8 protein-coding genes are annotated in these 14,123 nt (G+C 45.2%); 4 read left to right on the plus strand and 4 right to left on the minus strand.

Features of this window, described 5'->3' with window-relative positions; all coding sequences use genetic code 11:
- Positions 1-73 precede the first annotated feature (73 nt).
- Positions 74-997, plus strand: coding sequence for a diacylglycerol/lipid kinase family protein (locus ACTQ53_RS01900; protein ID WP_218415666.1), 924 nt, complete (start codon positions 74-76; stop codon positions 995-997).
- A 92-nt stretch (positions 998-1,089) separates the two neighbouring features.
- Here the strand turns inward: ACTQ53_RS01900 and ACTQ53_RS01905 are convergent, their stop codons facing one another.
- Positions 1,090-1,794, minus strand: a complete 705-nt coding sequence (locus ACTQ53_RS01905; protein ID WP_294969997.1) for a Crp/Fnr family transcriptional regulator — start codon at positions 1,792-1,794, stop codon at positions 1,090-1,092.
- A 225-nt stretch (positions 1,795-2,019) separates the two neighbouring features.
- Between ACTQ53_RS01905 and ACTQ53_RS01910 the strand changes: the two genes are divergently transcribed.
- From ACTQ53_RS01910 to ACTQ53_RS01920, 3 genes are read left to right on the plus strand one after another with little or no spacing between them, the layout of a single operon-like run.
- Positions 2,020-3,963 (plus strand): glycogen debranching enzyme N-terminal domain-containing protein, encoded by a 1,944-nt coding sequence (locus ACTQ53_RS01910; protein ID WP_294969993.1) that lies wholly within the window; start codon positions 2,020-2,022, stop codon positions 3,961-3,963.
- Between the two features lie 17 nt (positions 3,964-3,980).
- Positions 3,981-5,249 (plus strand): glycosyltransferase family 4 protein, encoded by a 1,269-nt coding sequence (locus ACTQ53_RS01915; protein ID WP_294969990.1) that lies wholly within the window; start codon positions 3,981-3,983, stop codon positions 5,247-5,249.
- Between the two features lie 58 nt (positions 5,250-5,307).
- Positions 5,308-6,735: a glycoside hydrolase family 57 protein gene (locus tag ACTQ53_RS01920; RefSeq protein WP_441931827.1), complete on the plus strand. Its 1,428-nt coding sequence runs from the start codon at positions 5,308-5,310 to the stop codon at positions 6,733-6,735.
- A 246-nt stretch (positions 6,736-6,981) separates the two neighbouring features.
- Here the strand turns inward: ACTQ53_RS01920 and ACTQ53_RS01925 are convergent, their stop codons facing one another.
- From ACTQ53_RS01925 to ACTQ53_RS01935, 3 genes are all read right to left on the minus strand, one after another.
- Positions 6,982-8,691 (minus strand): RagB/SusD family nutrient uptake outer membrane protein, encoded by a 1,710-nt coding sequence (locus ACTQ53_RS01925; RefSeq protein WP_441931828.1) that lies wholly within the window; start codon positions 8,689-8,691, stop codon positions 6,982-6,984.
- Positions 8,692-8,739: 48 nt separating this feature from the next.
- Complete coding sequence (locus ACTQ53_RS01930; protein WP_441931889.1) at positions 8,740-11,991, minus strand: SusC/RagA family TonB-linked outer membrane protein; 3,252 nt, start codon at positions 11,989-11,991, stop codon at positions 8,740-8,742.
- Positions 11,992-12,319: 328 nt separating this feature from the next.
- A complete protein-coding gene (locus ACTQ53_RS01935; RefSeq protein WP_441931829.1) occupies positions 12,320-14,110 on the minus strand; it encodes a glycoside hydrolase family 43 protein in 1,791 nt (596 codons plus the stop codon).
- Positions 14,111-14,123 lie beyond the last annotated feature (13 nt).

Raw genomic sequence — 14,123 nt, forward strand, 5'->3', positions numbered from 1 at the left:
GTGTCTAGGCTTTTGAGGACGGTGTCTAGGTGGAGGTAATATTATTCAACTTTCAAATTACAAAGAAGAGACAATGATAAACGAGAATAAATGGGGATTGCTTTACTGCCCTCGAGGCGGCTGGAGAAGCAATAAGCGCTGGGAAAAAATAGAAAAGGTACTCAAGGCACAAAATGTAGATTATGACTTTGTGCAGAGTGAAAATCAGAAAAGCGTAGAGCGACTGATTAAGATGTTTGTCAATAATGGCTATAAGACAATAGTTGTTGTGGGCGGAGATTCTGCGCTCAATGATGCCGTCAATTGCTTGATGCAGATGAATACTGAGGAGCGTGAACAGGTGGCGCTGGGTGTGATTCCTAATGGATTGATGAATGATTTCGCCCATTTCTGGGGATTCAGCGACAGCGATATTGAAAAAACGGTGGCATCTCTTAAAGCAAGAAGAATCAGAAAGATAGACCTTGGATGTATCCGTTATACGAATAAGAAAGGGGAGAAATGCAGACGTTATTTCCTCAACTGCATCAATATAGGATTGATTGCTGCCATCATGAACCTGAGAAGGAAAACTCATCACATGTTTGGCTCCCGTACGCTGTCGTTCCTCTGTTCTTTCATCCTGATGATCTTCCAGCGTCTGGATTATAAGATGCATATTAAAATCAATTCAGATGTCATCAAGCGCAGGGTAATGACCATGTGCGTCGGTAATGCAACGGGTTACGGACAAACTCCTAATGCTGTGCCATACAATGGTTTGCTGGATGTTTCTGTGGTTTATCATCCGCAGATGACGCAACTCTTTGAGGGTATTTACCTCTTTGTGAAAGGTAAGTTCCTGAATCATAAGAGTGTGCATCCTTACCGTACCAGAGAAGTGGAGGTTTCATCCAATGCCCTGATTGGTATTGATGGCAGATTGATGAATACGCCGGTAGGACCTTACCAGATTACCGTTATTCAGGAAGTTGTCAATTTCCTGATTCCTGCGTAGTAGGAGGTCGTGAATAAAATTTAACTGTATACGCTTTGAAAGGACAATGGCTTTCATTGATGCTTTTGCCCTTTCAAGGCATATTGTGTTTTTTATCCCCTTTCTGCAATATTCTTCAGTTCTTCCTCATTCAGGATCTTTATTTTTCTTACGTTCGTACTGATAAGGCCTTCCGTCACGAAGGAGGATAGGGTGCGAATACAGTTACTTGTCGTCATATTGGCAATGTTGGCTAAATCTTCACGGCTCAGACTACAATCCAGGGTGCAACCGTCTTTAGCCAGTCCATAAGAATCCAATAGGAAAAGAAGAGCGTCGGCAAGGCGGGCACGGATGTGCTTTTGGGTGAGATTGACAGTGCGGTCGTCTGATTTACCGATTTCAATACTCAGGTATTTGATAAAATAAAAGCCGATGTTGTAACTGCTCTGCAGCATCTTCATGAGAACCTTCATAGGAAAATGAGCCACTACACAGTTGTCTAAAGCCATTGCTGCAGTTCTGTAGGCTTCATTGGCAAAATAGGCACGGAATCCCAGAAATTCACTAGGTTTGATAACGCGGATTATCTGGCTTTTTCCGTTGATTCCATCCTTGTAAATCTTCACCTTTCCTGCAAGCAGACACATGGCTTCTTTGGGAATAGTACCATTTTCATATATGATTTCACCCTTCTTGTATTTGGTGACTTGTATATACGTTTTCATCATCGCGAGCTGTTCACCCTTGATGCCGCCCCACAAGTTTGCCACTTCCTTGGCTGCACTATCTGTATTCCAAATCTTATGTTTTGCCATTATCCTTCTTGTTCGTTTTGTTTATATTGGTTTAAAACCGTGTGCAAAAGTACATAAAAAAATCCACATAAATGAAAAAAATAAGCAAAAAATATGTTCTATAACATATAAAATGAAGATTTTAAGAAAAAGTCGCGCTTTTTCCTTTGCTATACCATTATTTTTTCTTACCTTTGAATGCAAAATAGATTAAAGTCAATAATTTATAAACCTTAATATAGATCTATGAGTTATCTAAAATTCGAAAAGGCCCTAATGACTAACTTACAAGAGTCATTGCCAAAGGAGTTGTTAAGAACAAACCGCTCGGGTGCTTATTCGTGCTCAACGATTGTAGACTGTAATACGCGAAAGTATCACGGATTGCTTGTCGTTCCGGTTCCAGAACTGGACGATGAGAATCATGTGCTCTTAAGTTCGCTCGATGTTACGGTGATTCAGCATGGCGCTGAATTCAATCTCGGCTTGCACAAGTACCAAGGCAATAATTTTAGTCCGCTCGGCCATAAGTACATTCGTGAATTTGATTGCGATAAGGTGCCTACTACACTTTATCGCGTAGGTGGTGTTATCCTCAAGAAAGAGGTCGTTTTCCAGCATTATGAGAATCGTATTCTGATTCGTTATACTTTGGTAGACGGACATTCTGCCACCACACTTCGTTTCCGTCCATTCTTGGCTTTCCGTAGCGTTCGCCAGTTTACTCATGAGAATTCAACAGCTTCTCGTGACTATTCTGCTATAGACAACGGAATCAAGACTTGCATGTATGCTGGTTATCCTGACCTTTATATGCAGTTCTCTAAGAAGAACGAGTTTAAATTCTGCCCAGACTGGTATCGTGGAGTAGAATATCCAAAGGAGCAGGAGAGAGGTTATGCTTCTAATGAAGACCTCTATGTTCCAGGATATTTCGAAATGGGTATCAAGAAGGGCGAGACTATCGTCTTTTCTGCAGCTACTTCTGAAATCAAGACCAGTAGCTTGAAGAAACTTTTTGACACAGAGGTTGACGAGCGTTCGCCTCGCGACAACTTCTTCCATTGTCTGGTCAATGCTGCTCATCAGTTCCATCGTCGTGAGAAGAATGATGACCGCTATATCCTTGCCGGTTATCCATGGTTCAAGTGCCGTGCCCGTGATACGTTCATTTCTCTTCCTGGTCTTACGCTCTCTATTGAGGAGAACGATTACTTTGAATTGGTCATGAAGACTGCCATGCGCGGATACTATGAGTTTATGGAGGGCAAGCCTCTTACAGCTCATATTACTGAGATAGAGCAGCCTGACGTGCCACTTTGGGCAGTCTGGGCTTTGCAGCAGTATGCCAAGGAAACCTCTAAGGAAGAGTGCCACAAGAAGTATGGCCAGTTTATCAAGGACGTGATTCGTTTCATCCAGGACAACAAGCATCCTAACCTGGAATTGAAGGAGAACGGCTTGCTCTATACCAATGGAAGAGACAAGGCTGTTACCTGGATGAATTCTACCGCCAATGGCCGTCCTGTGGTTCCTCGTACCGGATATATTGTTGAGTTTAATGCTCTGTGGTACAATGCATTGTGCTTCTGTGCTTCTTTGGCAGGGGCAGTAGGTGAGGAGGCTGACCAGCAGGAATTGCTGGCTCAGGCAGAGATTACCAAGAAGTCGTTTGTAGATACATTCCTCAATGAATATGGCTATCTTTACGATTATGTAGATGGTAACATGATGGATTGGAGTGTTCGTCCAAACATGATATTCCCAGTAGCCTTCGACTATTCACCATTGTCTCAGGACCAGAAGAAGAAGGTACTTGATATCTGTACCCGTGAACTCCTGACTCCTAAGGGATTGCGTTCTCTTTCTCCAAAGAGCGGTGGCTATAATCCTATCTATGTAGGACCTCAGACCCAGCGCGACCATGCTTACCATCAGGGTACAGCATGGCCATGGCTTTGCGGCTTCTATATGGAGGCGAGTCTGAAACTCTATAAGCGTACACGCTTGAGTTTCGTTGAGCGTCAGATGGTAGGTTTCGAAGACGAGATGTCTTATCATTGTCTCGGTACTATCAGTGAGCTCTTCGATGGCAACCCACCATTTGCAGGTCGAGGCGCCACATCTTTCGCCATGAATGTGGCAGAGATTCTCCGTGCGCTCGAATTACTAGAAAAGTATCAATATTAATATAAGGAGGACGCTATATGAAAGTATTAATGTTTGGATGGGAGTATCCTCCTCACGTATTTGGTGGCTTGGCTACTGCCAACTTTGGTATCTCTCAGGGCTTGCATGCCCAGGGTGATGTCGATATTACATTGTGTCTGCCTCATCCTTTCGGTGATGAGGACCGCAGTGCATGTAAATTTGTGGCTATGAACAGTGTGCCTATTGCTTGGCGTGATGTAAATCACGACTATGTACAGCAGCGCGTAGGCAACATTATGGATCCTGATGACTATTTCCGCTACCGTGACCACATCTATGCTGACTTTAATTATATGAACGTGAATGACCTCGGCTGCATGGACTTTGCCGGTGGTTATCCATCTAATCTCCACGACGAGATCAACAACTACAGTATCATTGCCGGAGTTGTTGCCCGTAGCGAAGAATTTGATATTATCCACGCCCACGACTGGTTGACATTCCCTGCTGGTATTCATGCCAAGCGAGTGAGTGGAAAGCCATTGTGCATTCACGTACATGCTACCGATTTCGACCGCAGCCGTGGTAAGGTGAACCCTACCGTATATTCTATCGAGAAAGACGGTATGGACAATGCCGACTGTATCATGTGTGTATCTGAGTTGACTCGTCAGACAGTTATTCATCAGTATCACCAGGATCCACGCAAGTGCTTCGCCATGCACAATGCCGTTTATCCATTGAAGCAGGAGTGGCAAGACATTCCACGTCCTAACCATAAGGGTAAGGAGAAGGTGGTAACCTTCCTAGGCCGTCTCACCATGCAGAAGGGTCCTGAGTATTTCGTAGAGGCAGCCAATATGGTATTGCACCGTACCCGCAACGTGCGTTTCTGCATGGCAGGTTCGGGTGATATGATGGACCAGATGATTTATCTGGCAGCAGAACGCGGCATTGCCGACCGTTTCCACTTCCCAGGCTTTATGCGTGGCAAGCAGGTATACGAATGTCTCAAGGATAGTGATGTCTATGTCATGCCATCAGTGAGTGAGCCTTTCGGTATCTCTCCTCTGGAGGCGATGCAGTGTGGCACACCTACTATCATCTCTAAGCAGAGTGGTTGTGGAGAAATCCTTACCAACTGTATCAAGGTTGACTACTGGGATATTCATGCCCTTGCCGATGCCATCTACAGCATCTGCCACAACGAGAGTCTGTTCGACTATCTCTCTGAGGAAGGCAAGAAGGAAGTTGACCAGATTACCTGGGAGAAAGTGGGAGCCCGCATCAAAGACCTCTATCTCAAGACTTTGGGGTGGAAGTAATTTTTAATGTTAAAGGGCTAATCATAAAGTTCAAAGTTCAAAATTTAAAGTTCAAAGTATGAAAACAATTTGTTTATATTTCGAGATACATCAGATTACCCATCTGAAACGCTACCGCTTCTTCGATATCGGTACCGATCATTACTACTATGATGATTATGAGAATGATCGTAGCATCAACGATATCGCTGAGCGTTCATATATGCCAGCCTTGAATGCCATTCAGGAGATGATTGAGAAGAATGGTAAATCTTTCAAGGTGGCTTTCTCACTCTCTGGTGTGGGTATGGAGCAGTTGGAACTCCACGCTCCTCAGGTGATGGAGAAACTGCAGGAGTTGAACAGCACTGGCTGCGTGGAATTCCTCGCAGAGCCTTATTCTCACGGTCTTGCTTCATTGGTTAATGAGGCTAGCTTCAAGGATGAGGTGAAGCGCCAGTGCACTAAGATCAAGGAATGTTTCGGCAAGGAGCCTACCGTACTCCGCAACTCTTCTCTCATCTATAGTGACGAGATTGGTGCTCAGGTAGCTGATATGGGCTTCATGGGTATGTTGACCGAGGGTGCTAAGCACGTATTGGGTTGGAAGTCTCCACACTATGTTTATCATTGTGCCATGAACCCAAAGCTGAAGCTTTTGCTTCGCGATGTTCGTCTGAGCGATGACATTTCTCTGCGTTTCAGTAACAGTGATTGGGAAGGTTATCCTCTCTTTGCAGACAACTACATGAATCAGATTGCTGCTTTCCCGGAAGAGGAGCAGGTTATCAATATCTTCATGGAGCTTTCTGCTTTGGGTATTGCCCAGCCTTTGTCTAGCAATATTCTCGAGTTCCTGAAGGCGCTTCCACAGTGTGCTAAGGACCGTGGTATTACCTTCTCTACTCCTACCGAGATTTTCCAGAAGATGAAGTCTGTAGGCGAAATCAACGTTCCTGATACATTGAGTTGGGTAGACGAGGAACGTGATGTCAGCTCATGGCTCGGTAACCCAATGCAGCGTGAGGCTTTCAACAAGCTCTATAGCGTAGCCGACCGTGTTCGCATAGCCAACGATCCTCGTATCAATCAGGACTGGGATTATCTCCAGGCTAGCAACAACTTCCGTTTCATGACTACCAAGCCAAGTAACGTAGGTCTGGACCGCGGTTTTTACTCTAGTCCTTTTGATGCTTTCACCAACTATATGAACATTCTTGGTGACTTCATCACTCGCGTCAACAACCTTTATCCTGCTGAGGTGGATAATGAGCAGCTCGAGAGTCTTCTCACTACCATCACCAACCAGGACGAGGAGATTGAGATGAGAGACAAGGAAATTACACGTCTTCAGGCTAAGATAGAGAAGATTGAGAAGGAAGTGGTAAAACTTCGTGGCGACAAGCCTGCTGCAGCCAAGAAGCCAGCAGCCAAGAAGGCTCCTGCTGACAAAAAGACAACAGCTAAGAAGGCTGCTTCTAAGAAGGAGGGAGCTAAGCCTGAATAAAAATAGTTCTATTTTAAATAAAAAGCCCAGAGGGATAATCCTCTGGGCTTTTTTAATCTCTATTTCATTTCTACACGTGGAAATCGTGATAAAATTCTATTCTTTATGTTTAGCGAACGAAAAGGAGACAGGAAATGAAAAAAGACCGTAATCTCAAGATTCTTAATCCTAGATTACAGTCTTTAATTAAATAGTTTCTTTGTGTATGTCGTGGTATTTATAAAAAATCCTTCATCAAATCTTGTCTTAATAACCAGGATTCTGGTCTGCTGATGTCAACATATCGTTGGCATCAATAGCTGCCTGTGGGATAGGACGTAGAAGTTTTTCTCCTATATACTGGGCAGCCTTATCTCCCATCTCGTGGTTATACTTGGTGCAGCGCTCCACCAAAGTCTTGGTTCTGCGCAAATCCATCCAACGTGCCCCGTTACCGAAGTTTTCACATGCACTTTCGTCCAAAATGTTGTCAATTGTTACAGTGCCGGTGAGTGCAGCAAGACCAGCACGCTGGTGAACCTCATTGAGACGAGCCAAAGCCTTATCATTAGCTCCAGCCTTCAGATAAGCCTCTGCTGCTACGAGATACATTTCTGGTAATGTGATGATATGGATGTCACGATAGCAGGTGTTGCCTTGATTCGATGCAGTCTGGCTGTCATCAAATTTCTTGCAAGGGTTAGAACCATATACCAACTGCTGGTTGTCATAGTATTCCATATCTTTGCCATCCATATTCTGTGCCTCCTTAGTCTGTGTATCCATAGGGATGCGGTAGGTATTAGCTCTGTTGGTTGGGTCTTCTTTCTTCCATGCCTCGAAGTCGGTATCGGTCTCATACCATGCTGAATAATAACGGGTTACAGGATAGCCCTTCAGACTTTCACCATTCTTATACCAAGTCCAATAACCAGTTCCTGCTGCATTGCCCTTATTCACATCTGGCAATTCCTTCATGAAGGTAGCATCGTAACGCAGGTCGCCCTTCTGAAAGCAATGCAAAGCATAGATTGTTGGCACATAGCTAGAGGTAGTTGCCTTGATAGGATCTTCGGCTCCACCCAAGTAGTTGCAGTAGTATGTGCTCCATGCTGTACCACCCGATGTTGTGTTGTTGGCTGTTGCCAGATCATATTCTACATCCCAGAGGAACTCTGCGTTATCATCGCCAGAACCATCTGCCTTCCAAAGGCTGGCAAATGGTGTGGTCAACTTTCTGCCTGCAATTACCTCATCGGCAAGAGAAGCTGCCTTGGCAAAGTAATCCTGCTTGCCGAGGTCCCATGCTGCTGAGAGATAGGTCTTGGCAAGGATAGCCTTGGCTGTTTCCTGACTGATGCGGCCACCACCCTTGGTAGCTGTAGATGCCTCGAGCACGTTCTTGCTGATGACATCTTCCAGCTCGCTGATGATGTAGCCATATACTTCTTCTGCAGAAGACTTTGGATATCCGGTTTCTGCAGAAGTGAGGAAATCCTTCATGATAGGAACACCGCCGAAGTTGTTCACCAGGAGATAGTACTCGTATGCTGCCAGTACGCGTGCCTCGCCCACGAGTTTGTTCTTCAAGGCATCATCTATCTTAGCGCTCTGTGCATAGTAAGATACAGAATTAGCAGCACGGATACCTGCATAGAGATAAGTATAGAGATTCTTAATATCACCATTTTCAGGAGTCAAGGTCTCATAAGTGTTCAATGCCTCATTCATCTTATTTCGGGCATCGGCATACATATCTGTACCTGCAGAAAAGCAGCTGGTGAATAGAGGTGCTGCATAGATGTTATGCAGACGCTGATAGGCATCATTTACCAAAGTGTTGAAGCCATCTTTGGTAGCGAAAGTTTGTTTGTCGCTCACATTCGACTTGTTTTCTGCGTCCAGGAAGTCGCTACAGCTGGTCATGGTGCTCATGCAGCAAGCAGCGAGAGCTACGCTATATAATATCTTTTTCATAATTGTTTCCTTTTTTATATGAAGTTTAGAACTTAATTGGGATGAAGCTTAGAACTTCAAGTTGACACCAAACTGATAGGTTACAGATGATGGACCACCGTTCTGCAAGCTCTGTGAAGCCCACTCAGGGTCGAAGCCCTTGTAGTTGGTGAAGCAGAATGGGTTCAGGATATTCATGTAAACACGAAGGTTTCTGATTCCAGCCTTGCTCACTACGTTCTTTGGCAAGGTGTAACCCAGGGTGATGTTTTTAACCTTGGTGAATGAAGTCTTCTGATACTGGAAGCCTTCTCCCTTGGCTGAACCCTTGTCACCGAAATAACCACCCATAGATGTATCGCTGTTGTTTGGATAAGGATACTTTCCGTAGTGGGTCTCTGTGGCGGTTGTAATCTCACCTGTCTCATGATTGATGATTGGTGCTCCTGCAGGGATGTAGTAATCCAACTTCATGTGGGCATTACCACGGTCGCTATACTTCATATACTTCTCGTGGAAATAGCTGCGTGACCAGAATCCGCTCTTTGTATAGAACATGATGGAGAAGTCGAAGCCCTTAAAATAGACATTGGTAGAGAGACTTCCTGTCCAGCGTGGATCGGTGCAACCATAAATCTGCTTATCACTGTCATCAATCTTACCGTCGTCGTTCCAGTCATTAACGGCTACCTGGCCTTCATACCACTTGTATTTCTTGCCATACTTGTCGTAGAATTCCTTTAGGGTATAGTGCTTGTCACCATTCATAGTATGCATTGTTACACCCTTGTCAGTGATAACTTCTGTGTGGGTATAGTCGCGGAGTACGTTCAATGGCTCGCCGATGAACCAGTTGTTGGCAACTTCATCAATCTTACCATTACTCAACTCTTTGATTTTGTTCCAGTTGCGGGCAAAGTTCACGTTGGCACTCCAAGAGAAATCCTTCTTGTTGATGATATTGAACTGCAAGCCCAACTCGATACCTCTGTTCTGGACAGAACCTACGTTGAAGGTAGATGTCTTCTCACCAGTTTCCAGAGGCACAGAGCGCGACATAATCTGACCATCAGAAAGACGGTTGTAGAAGTCGGCTGTCAAATTGATGCGATTCTTCAGGAAACTCAGGTCCAGACCGAGGTCAAATTCCTTTACCTTCTCCCAGATGAGGGCTGTGTTCACCAATCCGTTAGGGTGATAACCCTGTACTTCGGTACCACCGAGTGTCACGTATGTAGGACCTGTCGCAGAAGCGATGGTTACATAGTCGCCCACATTGTTGTTACCTGTAACACCATAAGATACACGGAGTTTGGTATTATCAAGCCAAGAACTGAACTGCTTCATCCATGCCTCATCAGAGATGCGCCATGCCGCAGCTACAGATGGGAACCATCCCCAGCGGTTGCCATCGGCAAAACGGGAGCTGCCATCGGCACGGAGTGTGGCTGTTGCCATATATCTTCCCTTGTAAGAATAGTTGGCACGGAAGGCGAATGACTCCAAAGATGACTCGTTGTATTTGCTGGAGAGATTCTTATCACCGCTAGCTGAACCCAGATTGTGGAATGTAGTATGATCGTTGGCGATACCCTTAGCCTCTTCGTATTGATACTCAGTATTGCTTTTATAGAGTGAGAAGAGGGCCATGGCACCAATGTTGTGGTCACCAAAAGTCTCGTTATAGTCTATTTGGTTATCCCAGGTCCAATCCATTCGGCTGGTGTTTGCAACAGATGCAAAGTTGGTCTTGTTCTTCTGATAGTAGGTAGAACCTACATCGTTGCCCTCGTTGATACCTGTGGCATAGAAGATGCCCTGGCGCTTGTGAGAATAGTTTGGAGAGAAGGTTGTCGTAAACTTCAATCCCTTCATAATATTGGCACGTAGATACAAGTTACCCATCATGGTATATTTCTTGGTCTCATTGGTATAATTACCATCATAGAGGTCAATCAATGGGTTGTATGTCGAGGTAAACTGAGCATCTGAACCAAAGGCTGCTTTGGCTCCTGGGTTAGGAATCAAGTTGCCATCAGCATCTGTAGGAGATACGAATGGGTTGAAATAGAATGCGTTTACGTATGGTGAATAAGTTCCATCAGTACATACGTCTTCTGTACTGCTCATAGATAAGTTGACAGAGAATCCTGCATCAAATATCTTGGAAAGCTTGGCATCCATGGCACCCTTCAGATTGAAACGCTCATAGTCATTGCCTTTGAATACGTTTTCCTCGCCCTGATAACCCATACCTACACGGTAGTTTACCTTATCTGTAGCACCTGCAGCACTGATGAAGTGGTTCTGCTGAGCAGCTGTGCGGGTTACCATCTTCTTCCAGTCGTAACCGTCGAAGCTTGGATCCATCATTAGTTCGTAAAGCTTTGAATCCTTGTAGCTGGTTCCTCCCTTGCGGGTCAGAAAGGCTGAATTCAAGTCGGTATCCTTTATGATGTAGTGTGGATGTCCATCGGCATCAACACCCTTACGACTTGAGCCATCGTAGCTCTTACCATCGAGAGTGGTATATCTGGCAAAACGGTAATCCATGAATTCATTGGCACCCATCAATTCCGGCATGCGGGCAAGCTTTTTTACGCCATAATATCCATCGTAGGAGATGGTGGCCTTCTGAGCCTTGTCTGCGCCCTTGCTGCCTTTGGTAGTAATCATGATGACACCGGCAGAAGCACGGGAACCGTAGATGGCGGTAGATGAAGCATCTTTCAATACATCGATGCGGTCGATATCGTCTGGATTTAGGAAGTCCATGTTGTCACAAACTACACCATCGATTACATAGAGAGGCTGAGCCTGCTTGTTGATTGAAGCCTGACCACGAACCTGGATATTGAAGCCTGCGCCTGCACGGCTACCTGACTGGGTAATGTTGACACCAGGTACTGAACCCTGCAAAGACTCTGCGAGATTGGTTGTGCCACGAGCTGCAATCTTATCAGAGTTGATAGATGCAATAGAACCGGTGACATCTCTCTTACGCATGGTGCCGTAACCCACAACAACGACCTCGTCAAGAGCTGCGTTGTCATCTTCGAGTGTAATGTTCCATGACTTTTGACCTCCTACTTTGATTTTTTGTGTTTTGCAGCCTACATAGCTGAATGTAAGAACCGTGTTAGGTTCTACGTTTTGGATAGTAAAGTTACCATCCAAGTCTGTGATTCCGCCAGCTTTACCGTTTTGGTCGGTAATGGTAACACCAATCATTGGCTCGCCATTAGAATCCTTCACCGTACCCTGTATTGTTTTCTGTTGTGCAAACGCACCAATACAAACAGAGCCTAAAGCAAGTGCCATGCTGGCACGTTTAAGTTGTTGATACATAATGATGTTGTTTTATAGGTTATATTACTTTTAAATATTTGTTTGGTCTTTTGAATTTACAGGCAATTGTTGTCGTGTATTATTCTTCTAGATCAATAGGAATCAGAGATTATTATTTAGATTTTCTTTGATTTCGCCGTCAAAAGTAATAAAAATATCGTTATCTTGTATGGATTTTAATGGAAATTGTTACGTAAACGTTTTCGCAATTCTGTAGAATTACCAGATTTCTTAGTACCAAAATAAGTGAACAGAACCCCCCGCAGGCAGAAAAATCATCTGCCTGCGGGGTAAATAGGGGTTATTTTTCGAAATGTATCCAGTCGATGTCTAAGAAGGCGGCATCGTTCTTCTTGGCTGTGCGGGTATTGAAGAAACCTAGCTTGGCTCCAATCCATTTGCCTTCGCGCATGGTGAATGGATTGCCAATCTTGGTAAACTTCTTACCATCCAGACTGTAGCTCCATTCGGCAATGCCTTGAATCTGGTTAGCGATTCCCTCGCTGTGAACCTTTACACGGAGCCATACATCCAGAGTAGCGATGCGGGATGAAGGTATATCATCTATCGCATACTTCACGGTGTAAGGTTTAGGCAGCTTGCTGGTCTTGATGGCTACCTGCTTTATCACCTTCTCTTCCTTTCCTTTGTCAGCTTTTTCACAAGTTACATATTGCAATACAACACCTTCTTCCTTGGTGTCTACAAACTTGAGGGCTGCATAATCCATTCCCTGCATAATCATACCTGCGCTTTCGCCCAACACCTTATCTTTCTCCTTGTAAGCCTCGGTGCGGTTAGGAATGAACTTTACCTTGGCTGTGGCTGTAAAGTTCTCGGTAGGAACCTTCTGGAGCAGGAGATTAGGAAGGTCGTAAAGATTTTTGGCGCCTTCAATCTGCTCAACACCATATAGACGCAACTTTGATTTCTTGGCATCGCAGAAATACCAGTAGTGGCTGTAAGGACCGTTCCACTGCCATTGCAGACCGAGGTCTATGCTGTTGAAATCATCCGATTCCTTAGGCTGGAAGTTTCCGCTTGATGGCAAGTTGGGCTTCTTCCATTGCTGAACTGGATCGCCGCATCCGTCACCGTCCTTGTCGTCTCCGATAACCAGCCAGTCGTTTACCCATTTGGCAGGCTGCAGATGAACCACACGACCATAGGCATGCTTATCCTGGAAGTGGAGGAACCAGTCTTCACCGTTCTGTGTATCTACCCAAGCACCTTGGTGAGGGCCGTTCACCTTCTTGTTCTTTCCCTGAGCCATACCAACATACTCCTCGTAAGGACCGTATGGATTCTTGGAACGCAGTTCTACCTGCCAGCCATACTTCACTCCGCCTGCAGGGCTCATGATGTAATAATAGCCGTTGCGCTTGTAGAATTTGGTGCCCTCAATGGTAGGTTGGTCTTCATGGCCGTCATATACGATGCGTGAAGGACCGATAACCTTGGTGCCGTCTGGTGACATTGGAGCTACGAATAACACCGACTTGATACCGGCTCTGGAACCGGCGCATCCATGTGAAAGATAAGCCTTGCCGTCTTCATCCCAGAGAGGGCAGCAGTCGATAAGACCTTTTCCCTTCATCACCCAGGTGATAGGCTCCCAAGGACCGCGTGGATCTTGTGTCTTGGTCATGAAGAGTCCCTGGTCTGGATCACCGCAGTAGATATAGAACCATCCGTCATGGTAGCGGATGGATGGTGCCCATACGTAGTTACCATGCTGAACCTTCTTGCGCCAATCCAGTTCGGTGCCCTGGTATTCAGGCAAAACCGGATAGTCATCGAGTAGGGCAGCACCGATAATCTCCCAGTTTACCAGGTCGGTGCTGTGCAGAATCTGCAAGCCAGGGAAACACTGGAAGGAAGAGGAAGTCATATAGTAGTCATTGCCCACACGGCATACGTCAGGGTCTGAGTAGTCGGCGTCAATTACCGGGTTGCGATACATTCCGTTCTTCAGGTTCGGATTCCATGTCTTGGATACTGCTTTCTGGGCATTCACGCTCAGTGCAGAGAGCGGAGAACTCAATGCGATGGTGGCGAGAATGCACAGGAGTGAATGATATTTTATTTTCATTGTTACCGATGTT

Origin of the sequence: Prevotella sp. Sow4_E9_plate (genome assembly GCF_052116205.1) — a bacterium.
Classification (GTDB): Bacteria; Bacteroidota; Bacteroidia; order Bacteroidales; family Bacteroidaceae; genus Prevotella.

Coding starts and splice junctions, on each gene's coding strand:
- ACTQ53_RS01900 (WP_218415666.1), top strand. CDS start 74: ATGATAAACGAGAATAAATGGGGATTGCTTTACTGCCCTCGAGGCGGC.
- ACTQ53_RS01925 (WP_441931828.1), bottom strand. CDS start 8,691: ATGAAAAAGATATTATATAGCGTAGCTCTCGCTGCTTGCTGCATGAGC.
- ACTQ53_RS01930 (WP_441931889.1), bottom strand. CDS start 11,991: ATGGCACTTGCTTTAGGCTCTGTTTGTATTGGTGCGTTTGCACAACAG.
- ACTQ53_RS01910 (WP_294969993.1), top strand. CDS start 2,020: ATGAGTTATCTAAAATTCGAAAAGGCCCTAATGACTAACTTACAAGAG.
- ACTQ53_RS01905 (WP_294969997.1), bottom strand. CDS start 1,794: ATGGCAAAACATAAGATTTGGAATACAGATAGTGCAGCCAAGGAAGTG.
- ACTQ53_RS01935 (WP_441931829.1), bottom strand. CDS start 14,110: ATGAAAATAAAATATCATTCACTCCTGTGCATTCTCGCCACCATCGCA.
- ACTQ53_RS01915 (WP_294969990.1), top strand. CDS start 3,981: ATGAAAGTATTAATGTTTGGATGGGAGTATCCTCCTCACGTATTTGGT.
- ACTQ53_RS01920 (WP_441931827.1), top strand. CDS start 5,308: ATGAAAACAATTTGTTTATATTTCGAGATACATCAGATTACCCATCTG.